Origin of the sequence: Erythrobacter aureus (assembly GCF_003355455.1) — a bacterium.
Classification (GTDB): domain Bacteria; phylum Pseudomonadota; class Alphaproteobacteria; order Sphingomonadales; family Sphingomonadaceae; genus Qipengyuania; species Qipengyuania aurea.
In genome coordinates, this window is the sequence record NZ_CP031357.1 from 2399278 (window position 1) to 2415350 (window position 16073).

The 16073-nt window shown below is 62.7% G+C and carries 17 protein-coding genes; 8 read left to right on the top strand and 9 right to left on the bottom strand.

Going from position 1 to position 16073, the window contains the following annotated elements; translation table 11 throughout:
- The first annotated feature begins 11 nt into the window (after positions 1 to 11).
- The 5 genes from odhB to DVR09_RS11720 all read left to right on the top strand — a co-directional run bounded on the left by odhB (position 12) and on the right by DVR09_RS11720 (position 4888).
- A complete protein-coding gene (odhB, locus tag DVR09_RS11700; protein WP_115417080.1) occupies positions 12 to 1247 on the top strand; it encodes a 2-oxoglutarate dehydrogenase complex dihydrolipoyllysine-residue succinyltransferase in 1236 nt (411 codons plus the stop codon).
- Positions 1248 to 1258: 11 nt separating this feature from the next.
- Positions 1259 to 1549 (top strand): GIY-YIG nuclease family protein, encoded by a 291-nt coding sequence (locus DVR09_RS11705; RefSeq protein WP_115417081.1) that lies wholly within the window; start codon positions 1259 to 1261, stop codon positions 1547 to 1549.
- Between the two features lie 87 nt (positions 1550 to 1636).
- On the top strand, positions 1637 to 3055 hold the full coding sequence (lpdA, locus tag DVR09_RS11710) for a dihydrolipoyl dehydrogenase (protein ID WP_115417930.1): 1419 nt from the start codon (positions 1637 to 1639) through the stop codon (positions 3053 to 3055).
- Positions 3056 to 3076: 21 nt separating this feature from the next.
- Positions 3077 to 4063, top strand: coding sequence for a Rossmann-fold NAD(P)-binding domain-containing protein (locus DVR09_RS11715; RefSeq protein WP_115417082.1), 987 nt, complete (start codon positions 3077 to 3079; stop codon positions 4061 to 4063).
- Complete coding sequence (locus DVR09_RS11720) at positions 4064 to 4888, top strand: hypothetical protein (RefSeq protein ID WP_177822621.1); 825 nt, start codon at positions 4064 to 4066, stop codon at positions 4886 to 4888. It abuts the gene before it with no gap.
- Between the two features lie 50 nt (positions 4889 to 4938).
- Here DVR09_RS11720 and DVR09_RS11725 read toward each other — a convergent pair whose 3' ends face one another.
- Positions 4939 to 6624, bottom strand: a complete 1686-nt coding sequence (locus DVR09_RS11725) for a DUF8614 domain-containing protein (RefSeq protein ID WP_115417083.1) — start codon at positions 6622 to 6624, stop codon at positions 4939 to 4941.
- 123 nt (positions 6625 to 6747) lie between these two features.
- Here DVR09_RS11725 and DVR09_RS11730 point away from each other — a divergent pair, with 123 nt between their 5' ends.
- Genes DVR09_RS11730 through DVR09_RS11740 form a run of 3 tightly spaced genes read left to right on the top strand, consistent with a single transcriptional unit; the run spans position 6748 to position 9419 of the window.
- Entirely contained in the window at positions 6748 to 8082 is a 1335-nt protein-coding gene (locus DVR09_RS11730) for an amidase family protein (RefSeq protein WP_115417084.1), read from the top strand.
- 15 nt (positions 8083 to 8097) lie between these two features.
- Entirely contained in the window at positions 8098 to 8802 is a 705-nt protein-coding gene (locus DVR09_RS11735; protein ID WP_115417085.1) for a PepSY domain-containing protein, read from the top strand.
- Positions 8799 to 9419, top strand: a complete 621-nt coding sequence (locus tag DVR09_RS11740; protein WP_115417086.1) for a trimeric intracellular cation channel family protein — start codon at positions 8799 to 8801, stop codon at positions 9417 to 9419. Before DVR09_RS11735 ends, DVR09_RS11740 begins: the two co-directional genes overlap by 4 nt.
- Here the strand turns inward: DVR09_RS11740 and DVR09_RS11745 are convergent.
- From DVR09_RS11745 to DVR09_RS11780, 8 genes are all read right to left on the bottom strand, one after another.
- On the bottom strand, positions 9416 to 10189 hold the full coding sequence (locus DVR09_RS11745) for a hypothetical protein (RefSeq protein WP_234041427.1): 774 nt from the start codon (positions 10187 to 10189) through the stop codon (positions 9416 to 9418). The two genes, DVR09_RS11740 and DVR09_RS11745, sit on opposite strands and share 4 nt — an antisense overlap.
- A gap of 116 nt (positions 10190 to 10305) precedes the next feature.
- On the bottom strand, positions 10306 to 10884 hold the full coding sequence (locus DVR09_RS11750) for a hypothetical protein (RefSeq protein WP_115417087.1): 579 nt from the start codon (positions 10882 to 10884) through the stop codon (positions 10306 to 10308).
- A gap of 133 nt (positions 10885 to 11017) precedes the next feature.
- Positions 11018 to 12370 carry a serine hydrolase domain-containing protein gene (locus DVR09_RS11755; RefSeq protein WP_115417088.1) on the bottom strand — a complete coding sequence of 451 codons (1353 nt, stop codon included), beginning with the start codon at positions 12368 to 12370 and terminating at the stop codon, positions 11018 to 11020.
- Positions 12371 to 12460: 90 nt separating this feature from the next.
- Positions 12461 to 12880, bottom strand: coding sequence for a 50S ribosomal protein L17 (gene rplQ, locus DVR09_RS11760; RefSeq protein WP_115417089.1), 420 nt, complete (start codon positions 12878 to 12880; stop codon positions 12461 to 12463).
- A gap of 227 nt (positions 12881 to 13107) precedes the next feature.
- Positions 13108 to 14163 carry a DNA-directed RNA polymerase subunit alpha gene (locus DVR09_RS11765; protein ID WP_115417090.1) on the bottom strand — a complete coding sequence of 352 codons (1056 nt, stop codon included), beginning with the start codon at positions 14161 to 14163 and terminating at the stop codon, positions 13108 to 13110.
- Positions 14164 to 14270: 107 nt separating this feature from the next.
- Positions 14271 to 14660 (bottom strand): 30S ribosomal protein S11, encoded by a 390-nt coding sequence (rpsK, locus tag DVR09_RS11770; protein ID WP_006831904.1) that lies wholly within the window; start codon positions 14658 to 14660, stop codon positions 14271 to 14273.
- A gap of 56 nt (positions 14661 to 14716) precedes the next feature.
- The gene (gene rpsM / locus DVR09_RS11775) at positions 14717 to 15085 is read right to left on the bottom strand and encodes a 30S ribosomal protein S13 (RefSeq protein WP_115417091.1); all 369 of its coding nucleotides are present in this window, start codon (positions 15083 to 15085) and stop codon (positions 14717 to 14719) included.
- Between the two features lie 332 nt (positions 15086 to 15417).
- The gene (locus DVR09_RS11780) at positions 15418 to 16059 is read right to left on the bottom strand and encodes an SRPBCC family protein (RefSeq protein ID WP_177822622.1); all 642 of its coding nucleotides are present in this window, start codon (positions 16057 to 16059) and stop codon (positions 15418 to 15420) included.
- Between the last annotated feature and the right edge of the window lie 14 nt (positions 16060 to 16073).

The window sequence follows — 16073 nt, forward strand, 5'->3', positions numbered from 1 at the left end:
GAACCCATCACATGGCCACCGAAGTCAAAGTCCCCACGCTGGGTGAATCGGTCACCGAAGCAACTGTCGGCGAACTGCTCAAGAATGTCGGCGACGCGGTCGCGGCGGACGAGCCGATCATCAGCCTCGAGACCGACAAGGTCGCGGTGGAGGCCCCCTCCCCCGTTGCCGGTGTCATCACCGAGTTCAAAGTGGCCGTGGGTGACACGGTCGAGGTCGATTCGGTCATCGCCGTGATCGAGGAAGGTGCGGCTGCGGCGAAGTCCTCCGGCGGCGAAGCCCCTAAAGCCGAGGTAGCCGACGCGGGCGTCGAGAAGGCCGCTCCGGCGCAGGCCAAGGCCGCAACCGGCGGCGATGCCGCACAGACGCTGTCGCCTGCCGTGCGCCGTGCCGTTCTGGAGCACGGGGTCGATCCCTCGACCATCAAGGGCACCGGCAAGGACGGCCGCCTGACCAAGGAAGACGTCATCGCCGCAGCGAAGAATAAGGGCGCTTCGGGTGACGCCGCTCCCGCTCCTGCCGCAGCCCCGGCCTCGACCGGCGGCGAGCGCCGCGAGGAACGCGTCAAGATGACGCGCATGCGCCAGACGATCGCCAAGCGATTGAAGGGCGCGCAGGACAATGCGGCGCTGCTGACGACGTTCAACGATGTCGACATGTCGGCGGTCATCGAAGCACGCGGCAAGTACAAGGACATGTTCGCCAAGAAGCACGACATTCGCCTCGGCTTCATGGGCTTCTTCGCCAAGGCCGCCTGCCTTGCGCTGAAGGACGTGCCCGCGGTCAACGCCTATATCGAGGGCGACGAGATCGTCTATCACGACTATGTCGACATCTCGGTTGCCGTGTCGGCGCCCAACGGCCTCGTGGTCCCCGTCATTCGCGACGCGCAGGACAAGGGTTTTGCCCGCATCGAGAAGGACATCGCCGATTTCGGGAAGCGCGCCAAGGAAGGCACGCTGACGATGGAAGACATGAAGGGCGGCACCTTCACCATCTCCAATGGCGGCGTGTTCGGATCGCTGATGTCGACCCCGATCATCAACCCGCCGCAAAGCGCTGTCCTCGGCCTCCACCGGATCGAGGACCGTCCGGTAGTGGTGAACGGCGAGATCGTCATCCGCCCGATGATGTATATCGCCCTGTCCTACGACCACCGCCTGATCGACGGCCGCGAGGCCGTGACCGCACTGAAAATCATCAAGGAAGCGATCGAAGATCCGACCCGAATGCTGATCGATTTGTAACCCGGTAACGCGTGAAGGACGGATGGCTATACATCGTCGCCAGCAAGCGGAATGGCACGCTCTATCTCGGCGTAACGAGCGATTTGGCGACGCGTATCTGGCAGCACCGGATCGGTGCTGTAGAGGGCTTCACGAAGAAATATGGATGCAAACACCTCGTTTGGTGCGAGCATTTCGAAAACCTGCACGATGCGCGCGAGCGCGAATGGCAGATGAAGAAATGGAAGCGCGCCTGGAAGATCGAGCTCATCGAAAAGGAAAATCCGGAATGGCGCGATCTTTGGCACGATATCAACCGGTGAGCTCCTGCGAAAGCAGGAGCCCATTGCGGCACAGCGTCGCGCTATCTGGGTTCCTGCTTTCGCAGGAACTCACGAATGGAGTTTGGAATGGCTGACCAGAATTACGACTACGACGTCCTCGTCATCGGCGCTGGCCCGGGTGGCTATGTCGCTGCGATCCGCGCTGCGCAGCTGGGGCTGAAGACCGCCTGCGCCGAAAGCCGCGAGACGCTGGGCGGGACCTGCCTCAATGTCGGCTGCATTCCGTCGAAGGCGATGCTGCATGCAAGCGAGTTCTACGACGCTGCCGCCAATGGCGCGATGGCCGCGATGGGCATCGAAACCAGCCCGAAGCTTAATCTCGACACCATGCACGCCCAGCGCCGCGATGCGGTGAAGGGCCTTACCGGCGGCATCGAGTTCCTGTTCAAGAAGAACAAGGTCGACTGGAAGAAGGGCCACGCCACCTTCCAGGACGCGCATACGGTCAAGGTCGGTGACGAGACGGTTACGGCGAAGAATATCATCATCGCTACCGGCTCCTCGGTCACCCCGCTGCCGGGTGTCGAGGTCGATAACGACAAGCATGTGGTGGTCGATTCCACCGGTGCGCTCGAACTACCCAAGGTGCCCAAGAAAATGGTCGTCATCGGTGGCGGCGTGATCGGGCTCGAACTCGGCTCGGTCTGGAACCGGCTCGGCGCCGAGGTTATCGTGGTCGAATTCCTCGACAAGCTGCTGCCCGGCATGGACGACGACGTGCGCAAGGAAGCAGCCAAGATCTTCAAGAAGCAGGGCATGGAACTGCGCCTGTCGACCAAGGTCACCGGCTGCACCGTCAAGGGCAAAAAGGCGACGCTGACGCTCGAACCTTCCGCTGGCGGCGATGAAGAAACGCTCGAGGCCGATTGCGTGCTCGTCTCGATCGGCCGCCGTCCGAACACCGAAGGTCTCGGTCTCGACACCATCGGGCTTGAGGTCAACAAACGCGGCCAGATCGAAACCGATCACGATTTCCGCACCGCGGTCGACGGTGTGTGGGCCATTGGCGACGTGGTGCCCGGCCCCATGCTCGCCCACAAGGCCGAAGATGAAGGCATTGCCTGCGCGGAGAACATCGCGGGCCAGACCGGCATCGTGAACCACGATGTCATCCCCGGCGTGGTGTATACCTGGCCCGAATTCGCCGGTGTCGGCCTGACGCAGGAAGAAGCCATCGAGAAAATGGGCGGCGACAAGACCAAGGTGAAAATCGGCAAATTCCCTATGATGGCCAACAGCCGCGCCAAGACCAATCACGAGCCCGACGGCTTCGTGAAGATCATCGCCGAGGCAGAAAGCGACCGCGTGCTGGGCGTCTGGGCCATCGCCAGCGTGGCCGGCACGATGATCGCACAGGCCGCGCAGGCGATGGAGTTCGGCGCGACCAGCGAAGACATAGCCTACACCTGCCACGCCCACCCGACGCATTCCGAAGCAATCAAGGAAGCGGCGATGGCGGTCCAGGGCAAACCGATCCACATCTGATCCGGCGGAGAAGACACGATCATGGCCCGCAGCGTTGCAATCATCGGTGCGGGTCAGATCGGTCATGCCGCATGGCAGTGCCTCGGCGATACAGCGCATGTCGTCACGGTCCACGCGCGCTCAAGGCCGGACTGGCTATCCGGGTTCGCGGATCACTTCTTGCCCTACGCCCTCAACGAGCAGGCCACGCCGGAAGCGGAAGTCGTATTCGACACGATCGCCTTCGATGCCGCAGATATCGAGCGCTACGATCCTGACCGTATCGGACGCCTTGTCGTGGTTTCATCTGCCAGCGTGTATTGCGATGCCGCCGGGCGAACACTCGACGAGGCAGCGCAAAACGGCTTTCCCGAACTCGAAGGACCGATCACCGAGGCACAGCCTACTGTATCCGCCGGGCCTGAAACCTATTCCACCCGCAAGATACGAATGGAAGAGTGTGCGCTTGAACTGTTCGGCGACCGCGCGACCATCCTCAGGCCCTGCGCCATATACGGATCGCATAGTCGGCATCCCCGCGAATGGTGGTTCGTCAAGCGAATGCTCGACGGCAGGCGACGCATCCCCTTGGCCTGTTCCGGCAACTCGAAATTTCAGACAACAAGCAGCGGTTTGATCGGCGATTTTGTCTCGTCGGCGATCGAAAGGGAACTGGGTGGCATTTACAATATCGCAGATGGTTCTTCTCCATCTGTGCTTGAGATCGGCAAAGCGATCTCGCGGATAGTGGGGGCCGATGTGGAATTCGAACCCATGGAAGGCTACCCCGACAAATTCGTGGGCCGCACACCGTGGTCGGTACCGCGTCCCTTCGTCGTCAATGGACGCAAGGCGATGAAAGATGGCGAGCTGGCAGCGATCGGATACGAGGTCGCGGCTGAAGAGGCCGTGACGTGGCTCCGCGACCTCGCTCCTGCGGATTGGCGCACGACGTTCCCGCAGCTTGCCGCATACCCTTGGGAGCTCTTCGACTGCGCGGCGGAAGACGCCCTCCTGGGCGCCGTTTGAATGCGGGAGCGCCTGATAGGCCTCGCCGCGCTGGCCGTGCCGGTCCTCTCGGGTATCATCTATCTACGCTTTTACGGCGCACCATCGGCTTATGTAGTCATCAATACGGTGGCGTTCGGTCTTGCGGCAATCGCGGTTCTGGGTTTGCCCGTCATTGACGGACCGAAAGCGCAACGCGTTGCGGCAATCATACTTCTGGCCCTCCTTTTCCTACCGCTTGTGACCGGGCCTTACGTCAATGGCATCGCGCGATGGCTTCCGCTCGGCCCGTTCGCTGTGCATAGCGGCGCGCTGGCGCTGCCCCCGCTTGTGGTCCTGGCCGCGCGCGACGAGGATTTCGCGCCGTCCATATTGCTTGGTGCTCTGCTCGCTGCCTCACTCCAGCCCGACGCGGCGACAGGCCTTGCGGTCATGCTGGCGGCTGTCGGACTTTATAATGCGACCGGCGACTGGCGGCTCGTCCCCGTTGCTGGGATCGCTCTCCTTGCCAGCATGGTCGCGGGGCTTCGAGGCGAACTGCCCGCTCAACCCTTCGTCGAGCGCATCCTGATCCACCTCGCAATCGACACGCCGCTGGCCGCCTTCGGCCTCGTCATCGCCCTGCTGGTGAGTTTCTTCCTCCTAGCCTACGCAATTCCCGCCCCCAAACCGGTCCGACACGCCTTGGCGGGCGCCCTGTTCGGCTTCTCGCTTGCCGCGTTGGTATCGAATTATCCGACTATTCTCGTCGGCTATGGCGCCGCGCCGATTCTCGGTTTCGGTCTGGCCATCGGACTGGCGATTACAGGTAGGCCGCGTCGGGCGACAAACGGACCCGCAAGCTAGCGCTCGATTGACTGTTCGGGAAGCGACGGCCTTCGTCGCCCCCTCGTACATCATACTTCGTCGGGATAAACCGGCGCGATATCGACCGGAATATCCGACATGGCGGCGAAGCGCGAGGCCGCCGCATCGTCGAGCACGGCATAGCGATCGAAAAAGGCCTTGGTGCCCGCGTAATCGCCGGTCGCCTGCAACATGAGCTGGGCGTTGAGCAGGTCGCGTATGCCTGCTTCCATCCTGTCGTAATCGACCGTGTAGCGCTGGCGCGCCTCGTCCCAGGCGAAGGCTCCTTTCTGCTTCAGGTAGCCGTATTGCAGCTTGGCGCCCCTGCCATGCGCGCTTTCGGTGCCGAAGCGCATTGAGCGGAACAGGCCGGTGAAATAGGTCGAGAAAAGCTGCGGCTTTTCCGCTGCGGGGATCTCGCCTTTTTCCATCATCAGCAGGATGTTCCAGATGCCCATGACGTCGGCCTTGGACTCCTCCAGCGCCGAATACTGATCCCTGAGTTCTTCATTGACCGTGGTCTGGCGCCCGTCGACAGTGATCGTGCCCGGCCCGAGGCTGTGCGACAGCTCATGAAACAGCGTGTTCGCTTCCATGTATTTCTTCATCACCAGACCGGATTGCGCATCGGTCAAAACGATTTCGGCCATGGGCGCCAGGATGCGGTCGTATTTCGCGCCCAGGACATTGGCGAGAATGACCTTCTTGGCCCCCTTGGCCTCGCGCACCCGCTCGTCATTGGGCAGGTTGAAGGCGATGGTTTGCGTGCCCGGCACGTTGTCGCCCCCGCCATGGACCTGATCCGCCACCGCGATCGGGCTTTCGAAGCCGCGCTGGAAATTCTTGTGCTGATCCGGGATGGGGAGGTTTTCCTCCATCGTGCGCAGATAGTTCTTGTACTTCGCCAGCGCCGCGCTTTCCTCCGGGTTGCGCAGTGTGACGAAGCTCTCGAAAGCGGTCTTGGTGCCATAGAGGCGGTCGGTATAGACTTCGTAGGGGCCGATCGCGATTTCGATCGGCGTTCCCTCCAGGTCCATCCACGCCATTTCGCTTTCGAAGTAATCGTCGGTCAGGAAGCTTGCCGCACGCAGCGAGAGGAAGCGCTTGAGGCTGGGATTGGAGGTCCGCTGCGCGGCCTGTTCGAGCAGCCGCGCGGCGGGCACCAGCCATTCGCGATAAGCCTGCGAATAGGGCACGGCGACGAAGCCGTCCGCGCTGCGCCGGACGACCGTATAGGGGCTGGTGAGTGCCTCGCGCTGATCGGGATTGGCCGCGAGATACGCATCGAATTCCTCGCGTGTCAGGTCTGCCGGGTAGAAACCGGCTCCTTCCGGCATCGGCTCAGCGCCCCAGAAGGGATGCAATTCGGCGACCTCGTCCCAAGGGCCGAAATTGCGATCGAACATGGCCAGCAGAAGATCGCGATCGGCGCGGCGGTTGCGCGAAATCGCCTCGCGCATTTGCGGCAGATCCGCCCCGCGCTGACGCAGATAGATCTCGTCCATATAGCCGCTAGCTTCGATCAAAAGATTGACAACCTCGCGCTCTTCGTGCGTCAGGAAGGACGTATCGGGATTCATTTCGATCACCGCCAGCTTGGCGTATTGCGCGCCCAGATCGTATCCCTCGGCCGTGGCGGCCGGAGGCGGCACAGCGGTCGAGACGACCTGCGTTTGCGTGGCGGCGGGGGTGCAGGCGGCACTGGCCAGCAGCAAGGGCAGTAGGGCGCGGCGCATCGATAGTCCTCCGGTATTCTGGTTCTGGCTAAACGCCATGCGTCGGCGATGTGTCCTGCGCAAGTGCGTGATTGACCCTGCACCGTGCTTGTCCGACAACGCGCGCACGAGGTGGAGACGTGCATGACCTATCCCAAGCTGACCAAAAAACCAGGCGCAATCGAAACGGCCGCCGCCATCAGCCGGGGCGAGATGTCGCCGCTGGAAGCGGTCGATGCCGCGATTGCCCGGATCGAGCATCAGGACGCGCATATCAACGCGGTGGCCGTGACCGATTTCGACCGCGCGCGCGAAACCGCACGGGCCATGACGGGCCAGTCCGCCACTCCCGACCAACCGCTGTTCGGCGTGCCGATGACGATCAAGGAAAGCTTCGACATCGCAGGTCTGCCGACCTGCTGGGGTCACGAGGAATACGCGAATAACATCGCCACCAGGGATGCCAAGGTCGTCAGCCAGCTCAAAGCGGCCGGAGCGATCTTTCTGGGCAAGACCAATGTCCCGCCGGATCTGGCCGACTGGCAATCGAACAATCCGGTCTATGGTCGCACCAACAATCCGCACGATCACGAACGCTCGCCCGGCGGGTCCTCCGGCGGAGCGGCGGCAGCGGTCGCGAGCGGGATGGTGCCGTGCGAATACGGCACCGATATCGGGGGCTCTGTCCGCGTGCCAGCGCATTTCTGCGGCGTCTGGGGACACAAGAGCAGTTGGGGCCTGGTCTCCAAGCATGGTCACGATCATCCACTGATGGCGGGTCGGGATTCCCATGATGGCGCGCTGTCGATTGCGGGGCCGCTGGCGCGCAACGCCGCCGATCTTCGGCTCCTGATCGAACTGACCCGGACCATCCCCCTATCTGAACGCAACAAACCGCTCGCGGATTGCCGCATCCTGGTGATGCTGGACCATCCCTCTTGCCCGACCGACGATGCGGTGCGCGGACCGCTCGAGGCGGTCGCCGCCGAACTCACACGGGCGGGGGTCGCGATCGACCGGGCGAGCGAACTTCTGCCCGACCTGAAGGCGCAACAAGCCGACTACATGCGCATGCTCAATGTCGCCATGGCGCGCGGAATGCCAGGTCCCAACGGCAAACGTGCCAGCGCGACCGATTGGTTCGACATGCTGGATACGCAGACGCGCAACGCAAACGCTTGGGCAGAGCTGTTCGAGACATACGACTTCGTGCTCGCCCCGCCCGCCCCCGTGCTCGCCATACCGCACCGCGAGGGGCGCGTTTTCGACGGGACGGTCACGATCAACGGCACCGAACAGCCCGGTGGGAGCGTGCTGTGCTGGGCGGGCCTCGCGACCTACCCCAACCTTCCCGCAACCGTCTTGCCTGTGGGCGAAACAGATGGCCTGCCTTGCGGCATGCAGGTCATCTCGCGCAGATGGGCGGATCTCGATTGCATCGCCGCGGCGGAGGCGATCGGCACGATCCTCCACGGCTAGGGAGCCACGACGGCAATGGGCAATCAGAGCGTGATGCAGCGCTTCGCCAAATGGCATATATGGCTGGGATGGCTGGTGGGTTTCCCCATCTTGATGTGGACGGTGACCGGTCTCGTGATGGTGATCAAGCCGATCGAGGAAGTGCGCGGCAACCATTTGCGCAAGGAAGTGCCCGAACGCGCCCTGCCCGCCGACACGCAAATCGCCGTCTCGCTACCGGCCGAAAGCACCAAGCCTGTCCGCTCGGTCACGACGCAGGTAGAAAGCGACGAGACCATCACGCGGATCGCCTATATGGACGGCACCATTGCCCGCTTTCGCCCCGATGGCAGTACAATGGGGCCGCTATCCGATGTCGAGGCACGGCTGATCGTGGCGGCAGGGATCGAGGGTGGTGACAAGGTCGCACGAACCGAACGCTTCGAGGCCGCCAATGTCCCGTTCGACTTCCGCCGCCCGGTGCCGGTCTGGCAGGTCGTGCTGGAAGACGGGACCCATGTCTATGTCGGCACCGAGACAGGACGGATCGAAGCGGTGCGCACGCGCTGGTGGAGAGTTTTCGATATCGCCTGGGGACTGCACATCATGGATCTGCAAACGCGTGAAGACACCAGCCACCCGATCCTGATCCTGTTTGCCATCCTGTCTGTCATCGGTGCGATGTTCGGCTCCATCCTGATGTTTCGCCGCCGCAAGGCGCGCGTCGGAGGGGCCACATGAACGCTGCCGTGCTCACCCCCTTGCTGGACTGGCTGGACCTGGCCGGAGTGGCCATCTTCGCGCTGACCGGCGCCTTGGTCGCCGCAAAAGAACGCCAGACCTTCGTCACGCTGGCCTTTTTCGCACTGTTGACGGGTGTCGGTGGCGGGACGGTGCGCGATCTGCTCATCGGTGCGCCGGTCTTCTGGATCCACGATGCCTGGGTAGCCGGGGTGTGTCTGGCGATCGCGCTGTTCGCCTGGTTCACGCCCACCCGGTGGTGGGAAGGTCGTCTTCTCTCGATCGCCGATGGCCTCGGTCTCGCCGCTTACGCCGTGCTGGGCGCAGCCAAAGCGCTCGAATACGGCCTACCACCAATTCCAGCGGCGCTGATGGGCGTCATCACCGGCTGCGTCGGCGGGATCATTCGTGATGTTCTGGCCGGCCGACCGTCGATCCTCATGCGGCCCGAACTGTATGTGACTGCGGCGGCGCTTTCCGCCTCGGTTACCGTGATCGGGGATTGGGCCGGGATCATCCGCGAGTGGGTCTGGGTCGCAGCGACGGGAGCAGGTTTCGGCCTGCGCCTCGCTGCTATCCAATGGAACCTGGCGCTTCCCGCCTACAAGCGGGATTAGGTCCCCGCCCCCTGATAGCCGGTGCCGAATTCGATATCGGCATCGACTTGTCCATCGTCCTCGCCAGGCAAAGGGCCACCGGGATAGGAAGGCTGGACGGTGCCCGTGCGGGCGCGCGCGGCAGCATAGACATCGTCGCCATACTGGCGGTCCGCGCCTTCAGCACGCGCGGAATAATCGAAATCGCCCGCCTCTCTGCCATCCCATGCATCGCTGCGATAACCCGAGCCACCGCGCCCATAATCGATCGCCTCGATCCGGCCATCTTCTCCGATCGAGCAGGTAAAGTCTTGGCCATCGAACAGCGTGCCGGTAACGCTCCACCCGCGTGCATTGCGATCGACTCGATCGACCGTCTCGACCCGCGCATCGCGCTCGATCTCGTCCACGCACATCGTCACCGCGCGGTCGATCCCGCGCCCGTCATTATAGCGGTAATCGCCCCGACGTGGCTGCGGATAGCGTGTCTCGCGGCGGGGATAGCGATCGCGCGACTTCTCGGCAGCGCTGGCGATGGCGGCAATACCGCCGATGATCAAAACTCCAGCGAGAATATCGCCCGCGCCAATGCCGCGATGGCGGTGGTGCCGATAGTGTCGATAGCGACGGTGCTTGGCAGCCGTATCGTCGCCAGGCGCCCATGCGGGCGCGACGTGGACAGCCGACGGCACGCCTGGCCCAGGCAGGTCGGCGGCCTGAACCGGAGCGGTGGTCAGGGAAAGCACTGCGAGCATGGCTGGTGCGGCTAAGAGCGATTGCTTGGACGGCATGGTCCGTTACCCCGTTTGGCGCCCCCACCAAGGCGCATGATTGACATTCCGATAAGCATAGGCGGTCCAGGCTAAATACTGCCTGAACCGCCCATGGTGCTCGGGTAACGCCGAACTTAAAGCCCTCGAATACCGCGGAAATCGACCCCGGCGACGCGCCCCCGCTCGATATAGCAGGTGAACTTGCCCCGATCGCGATCGCGATAATCGCGGTCATAGCGGCCCCGGCGATCGTAATTGCTGCGATAGTAACCACGCTCTCCTTCGACCACGATCCGGCCCTTGACGCGCCAGCCATAGCGCGTGTCGTCCACATCGCGGATGTCCGTCACCTGGGCGTAGCGGTAGCCACTACGCCGCGCATCGCGCTGAGCGGCCCGGACGCAGCGGTTGACTGCCTTGCGCGGATTGCCGCGGCGCGAATAGGCGTGGCGGCGGTAGTCACGGCCATCGCGATAATAGCGCCCGTCACGATAATAGCGGCCATCACGGTAATAATCGCGATCCTTGCTGGCGGCACTTGCGACGGCGGCGATACCGCCGATGATAACGGCACCGGCGATCACGTCGCCAACAGAAATACCATCATCGTCACGGTCGCCCGCATGGGCGGGGGTAGCTCCAGCCAGCGCCATCGCGCCGACGGCAGCCGTTGCGATCCCACCCTTCGCGAACGTCTTGGTGAACAGTTTCATTTCGAGGTCCTCCTCATCGGGGCCAGGGCGGGAGTGCCTTGGCTGTGAGAAGCGTTCTAGGTGAGTCGCCGTGAGGTCACGCTGAACTTGGGTTACAGGAAGCATTCAGTTTAACGGTGACTTTTCTGAACACCTATTCCCCAAGGCTTTCAAGAACATCGCGTGTGAAACCGGCGATATCGAAGCGGTGCCCGGCGGCATCTTCGCCCCGCCGGACGATGACCGTATTCAGGCTCGGGACGATCACGATGAACTGCCCGCGATTCCCCATGGCCGCGAATGTATCGGAAGGCACGCCCTCGGACTTGTTGAGCAGCCAGAAGCCCGCTCCATAACCGAAAGCGCCGTCGGGCTGGGGGCCGGAAGGGGACGAAACATACTTCGCCCAACCTTCGGGCAGGACACGCTCACCCGACGGTAAAACCCCATCATTGAGATAAAGCTGGCCAAGCTTTGCCAAGTCGCGCGCGGTGGACCAGACCTGACTCGAAAGAATGTAATCGCCGCGCCAGTCGGTCTCCGCGACGGTATCGCGCATGTCCAACTGCGCGAAGAATTGCGCTGGCGGATGATCCTCGAGAGCTTCCTCGATCGCCTTGATCGCGGCGAGCGTGTCGTTGTTGGCGTAGCGGAAGACTTGGCCCGGCTCATGGACCAAGGGCCAGTGCAGTGCCGTCTCCGCTACCGTCGAGCCGCCGTAATAAAGAGGATTGGTACGGTTGCCCGGCGTGTCCGAATAACGGCCCGAAGCCATCCGCAGAAGATGATCGATCGTGATCCCTGTGCGCCGATCGTTCAAACCGAGACCAAGCCCCGCCCGATTCGCCACGTCGGCCTGCCCTCGGTGTACCGCGGCGCCGACAAGGGTCGCGGCGATGCTTTTGGCGACCGACCAAGTACGCTGGGGTACTGCAGGCCCGAAATCGGTTGCATAGACCTCGCCCAGCACTTGTCCATCGCGCATCGCCAGCACGGCGGTCGTACGCGTGCCTTCCCCGTAAGTGGAGCCGAAAGCCTTGGCGAAGCTCGCCGAAAGTGTCGTGCCCGGGGCGAGAAGAGCTGCACGGTCACGCTGGAGCGCGGGGCGTTTCGTGACAATCGGCAAGGGAGCGCCGCCAATGGGAAGCTGCGAGCACCCTCTGCGCGAATTATGCACCGCCATGCGCGGGAGAGCGTCGTCGGTCCATTCCACCGAGACGCTATGAAGCTCCCCAGAGCCATCGCGGTGGATCCGGTAGGGAAGGTCATCGATGATGCTGTTCAGCGGCGCCTGGATGCCGGTTAGTTCCCATGCCTCGACGCTTTCGGGCGTCCGCGTCGCTCCGTTGCGTTCGGCATTGGCAATCGCGCTGCACAGGAACAGCGCCTTGTAACCTGCCGCGAGAGCACGGTCGTAGCGCACTTCGATTTCGTCTTGTGTGGTCGACTGCGCGGCGAGCGGGACGGAGGCGAGCAGCGCTGCGGCTGCCAAGTTATGTCTGATCATCCGCGCCTTGTGGCACGGCTTCTCCCACGCGCAAAACAAAAGGGCCGGAAGGTCTCCCTCCCGGCCCCGCTTGTCTGGTTTTGGTATCGCTTACGCTTCTTCCATGTCCTCGTCGTTCATGACGGGACCCGAATCCTGGCCCTTGGCGTCTTCGTCGCGGTCGACCAGTTCGATAACGGCCATCTGGGCGGCGTCGCTGGCGCGATAACCGGCCTTGATCACGCGGGTATAGCCGCCTTCACGGTCGGCATAACGTTCGGCCAGCACGTCGAACAGCTTCTTGAGCTGGGTTTCGTCCTGCAGGCGGCTCATGGCGAGGCGACGGTTCGACAGGCCGCCACGCTTGGCCAGCGTGATCAGCTTCTCGAGGTACGGACGCATTTCCTTCGCCTTGGGCAGCGTGGTCATGATCTGCTCGTGCTTGATCAGCGCGGCAGCCATGTTGCGGAACATCGCGTTGCGGTGGCCGGTCTTGCGCTGAAGCTTACGGCCGGAAATCTTGTGACGCATTGTATCTTGTCCTTCGTTCGTAAGGGGCCCGTTTCAGGTAGCCCAATTCTGGTCGATTGATGTTCGACCGGGAACCTCTCTCCCATCTCGGGAGAGAAAGCGAGACTTGGCAGCTTGCTGCCTAGTCGCAGCAGAGGGGGCATGCGGAGCCGCACCCCCTCTCCAACTTCGCCTAGCGAGCAAGCTCGCAAGACTGCGTATCCTCTCCCGCCCGGGAGAGGATCACATTAACCCAGCAGCTCCTGTTCGAGCTTCTTGGCCATTTCCTCGATGTTTTCCGGCGGCCAGCCCGGGATGTCCATGCCAAGGCGCAGGCCCATCGAGGAAAGGACTTCCTTGATCTCGTTGAGCGACTTGCGGCCGAAGTTCGGCGTACGGAGCATCTCGGCCTCGGTCTTCTGGACCAGGTCGCCGATGTAGATGATGTTGTCGTTCTTGAGGCAGTTCGCCGAACGGACCGACAGTTCCAACTCATCGACCTTCTTGAGAAGGTAGCGGTTGAGCTGGTTGGTGTCGCTTTCCTGCGGCTCGGCGGCCTGGCCGATCATGGCCGTGGTCGGCTGCGGGATGCCGTCTTCGAAGTGGACGAACAGCGTCAATTGATCCTGAAGGATGCGCGCGGCATAGGCCACGGCGTCTTCCGGAGTGACCGTACCGTCGGTCTCGACGGTCAGCGAGAGCTTGTCGTAGTCGAGCTCCTGGCCGACGCGGGCATTCTCGACCTTGTAGCTAACCTGGCGGACCGGGGAGTACAGGCTGTCGACCGGGATGAGACCGATCGGTGCATCGGCCGGGCGGTTCATGACGGCCGGGCGGTAGCCCTTACCAGTGTCGGCGGTCAGCTCCATGTTGAGCGTGGCGCCTTCGTCGAGATGGCAGATCACGAGGTCCTTGTTCATGACCTCGATGTCGCCCGAAACGGCGATGTCGCCAGCCTTTACTTCGCCCGGGCCGGTGGCCGAAAGCTGCAGGCGCTTCATGCCTTCGCCTTCCATCTTCAGCGCGATCTGCTTAACGTTGAGCACGATGTCGGTCACATCTTCGCGCACGCCGGCGAGGCTGCTGAATTCGTGCAGCACGTTTTCGATCTTGATCGACGTGATCGCGGCGCCCTGGAGCGAGCTCAGGAGCACGCGGCGCAGAGCGTTGCCGAGCGTCAGGCCGAAGCCACGCTCGAGCGGTTCGGCCACGAAGGTTGCCTTGCGGGCCTTGTCGCCGGATTCCTTGATATCAAGGACATTGGGTTTCTTGAGTTCCTGCCAGTTCTTAATGTTGACGGACATAAAAATCCCCTGGTTCGGATGCGGGCAGGACCGGCGCTCTTCGATAGAGCGTCCGGTCCGTGAGAGGGTGTTGGCGGCCCGTTACCGGACCGCCAGGCAGGTACGGATCAGACGCGACGACGCTTGGAAGGACGGACCCCGTTATGCGGGATCGGCGTCACGTCACGGATCGAAGTGATGGTGAAGCCCACTGCAGCGAGACCGCGCAGCGCGCTTTCACGGCCCGAGCCCGGACCCTTCACTTCGACTTCGAGGGTGCGCACGCCGTGTTCGGCAGCCTTGCGGCCTGCGTCGTCGGCGGCGACCTGCGCGGCATAGGGAGTCGACTTACGGCTGCCCTTGAAGCCCATCATGCCGGCGCTGGACCAGCTGATCGCATTGCCCTGCGCGTCGGTGATGGTGATCATCGTGTTGTTGAAGCTGGCGTTGATGTGCGCAACGCCGCTCGAAATGTTCTTTTTGTCGCGGCGCCTAACGCGGCCGGGTTCGCGTGCCATGGTGTATCTTCCTTACAGTCTATCAAGAAGGGAAAAGCGTACGGACGAGCCGAAGCTTACTTCTTCTTGCCGGCGATCGGCTTGGCCTTGCCCTTGCGGGTACGGGCGTTGGTGTGAGTGCGCTGGCCGCGAACGGGCAGACCGGCACGGTGACGCAGGCCGCGATAGGAACGCAGGTCCATCAGACGCTTGATGTTCATCGCAGTGTCGCGGCGAAGGTCGCCCTCGACCATATGCTCTTCGTCGATCGTTTCGCGAATGCGCAGGATTTCCTCGTCGGACAGATCCTGAACCCGCGCGGCGTGATCGATGCCGAGCTTGTCGGCGATCTCGACGGCCTTGGTACGGCCGATACCGTGAATGTAGGTGAGCGCGATGATAACGCGCTTGTTGGTGGGGATGTTTACCCCGGCAATACGAGCCACTTACTTCTCCATGCTCCACAGGGGCCGGTCTATCCGGCTTTCCCTATCTCATCGCTCAATTCATCCGCCGGATGCGGCAGCCTGCCTAACGCAAAAAGCCCGGATGGCGTGCAAATGGCTGCCGCCTGCCGGACTCACCGCAATGTCGAATGAACCGCGCGCTTAGGAGGATTCGCTGGCCGCGTCAACCACCGAGCGCACACAAGGTGGCGAGACCGCCGATATGGGCGGCTCGCCAGATGATGCAACCCTTGTAGCGTTTCGTGCGGCTGGGGTCAAAACCTCCGCACTGCTCCTTCCACGAGAAGCGCGAGCGTTCCGTTCAACATCGGTCATTCCGCCCCTTGAAGCGCGTCGATCTGCGTTTCGATGCTGGGCTCCTCTTCGGGATCCTCGACCGGCTCCGGCTCCGATGCCTCACCCTCCAAAGCACCGAGATGATCGCGGAGCCCCGCAAGCTGTTGGCTCATCACGCCATCGACAGCCTTGGCGATGGTCTCGACATCGTAGCGCATATATCCGCCCACGACATATTCCCAACGAATACGCGTGCCGCCATTGATTTCCTCGAGTGTCACCGTGAGGACGCCTGTTGCCGGTTCACCCTGTAGCGGCCCCAGGCCACCACGCATGCGCAGGCTCTTGAGCGGATAGGCCTGGATGACGGACATGTGCCCTGCGCTGCCGTCCAGGGAAAAACCGTCTTCACGATCCTCGCCCGGGACACGCTCGCAAAAGCAGCCGCCCGCCTGCGGCGTAAGCGTCATATTGGCGGCATCGCCCGACCATGTGTGAGCATCGTTCCACCAGTCACCCGGCTTGATCAGCGCCAGCCAGGTTTCCAGCGGCGTCGCGGCCACTTCGGCAACGTTCTGTGTGACAAAGCCGTTGGCGCTCGTGTCGGCTACCTTCGCCGAAAGCGGGGCGGCAGCCACCATCGCGGCTAATGCAAAAACGGTGGCGGGACGACGCATAAGACCTCTCTCCA

Bases quoted from the DNA above. Each gene is read 5' to 3' on its own strand.
- DVR09_RS11750 (WP_115417087.1), bottom strand. From the start codon at position 10,884: ATGAAACTGTTCACCAAGACGTTCGCGAAGGGTGGGATCGCAACGGCT.
- DVR09_RS11745 (WP_234041427.1), bottom strand. From the start codon at position 10,189: ATGCCGTCCAAGCAATCGCTCTTAGCCGCACCAGCCATGCTCGCAGTG.
- DVR09_RS11715 (WP_115417082.1), top strand. From the start codon at position 3,077: ATGGCCCGCAGCGTTGCAATCATCGGTGCGGGTCAGATCGGTCATGCC.
- odhB (WP_115417080.1), top strand. From the start codon at position 12: ATGGCCACCGAAGTCAAAGTCCCCACGCTGGGTGAATCGGTCACCGAA.
- DVR09_RS11730 (WP_115417084.1), top strand. From the start codon at position 6,748: ATGACCTATCCCAAGCTGACCAAAAAACCAGGCGCAATCGAAACGGCC.
- DVR09_RS11720 (WP_177822621.1), top strand. From the start codon at position 4,064: ATGCGGGAGCGCCTGATAGGCCTCGCCGCGCTGGCCGTGCCGGTCCTC.
- DVR09_RS11765 (WP_115417090.1), bottom strand. From the start codon at position 14,163: ATGTCCGTCAACATTAAGAACTGGCAGGAACTCAAGAAACCCAATGTC.
- DVR09_RS11755 (WP_115417088.1), bottom strand. From the start codon at position 12,370: ATGATCAGACATAACTTGGCAGCCGCAGCGCTGCTCGCCTCCGTCCCG.
- DVR09_RS11725 (WP_115417083.1), bottom strand. From the start codon at position 6,624: ATGCGCCGCGCCCTACTGCCCTTGCTGCTGGCCAGTGCCGCCTGCACC.
- DVR09_RS11740 (WP_115417086.1), top strand. From the start codon at position 8,799: ATGAACGCTGCCGTGCTCACCCCCTTGCTGGACTGGCTGGACCTGGCC.
- rplQ (WP_115417089.1), bottom strand. From the start codon at position 12,880: ATGCGTCACAAGATTTCCGGCCGTAAGCTTCAGCGCAAGACCGGCCAC.
- DVR09_RS11780 (WP_177822622.1), bottom strand. From the start codon at position 16,059: ATGCGTCGTCCCGCCACCGTTTTTGCATTAGCCGCGATGGTGGCTGCC.
- rpsK (WP_006831904.1), bottom strand. From the start codon at position 14,660: ATGGCACGCGAACCCGGCCGCGTTAGGCGCCGCGACAAAAAGAACATT.
- DVR09_RS11735 (WP_115417085.1), top strand. From the start codon at position 8,098: ATGGGCAATCAGAGCGTGATGCAGCGCTTCGCCAAATGGCATATATGG.
- lpdA (WP_115417930.1), top strand. From the start codon at position 1,637: ATGGCTGACCAGAATTACGACTACGACGTCCTCGTCATCGGCGCTGGC.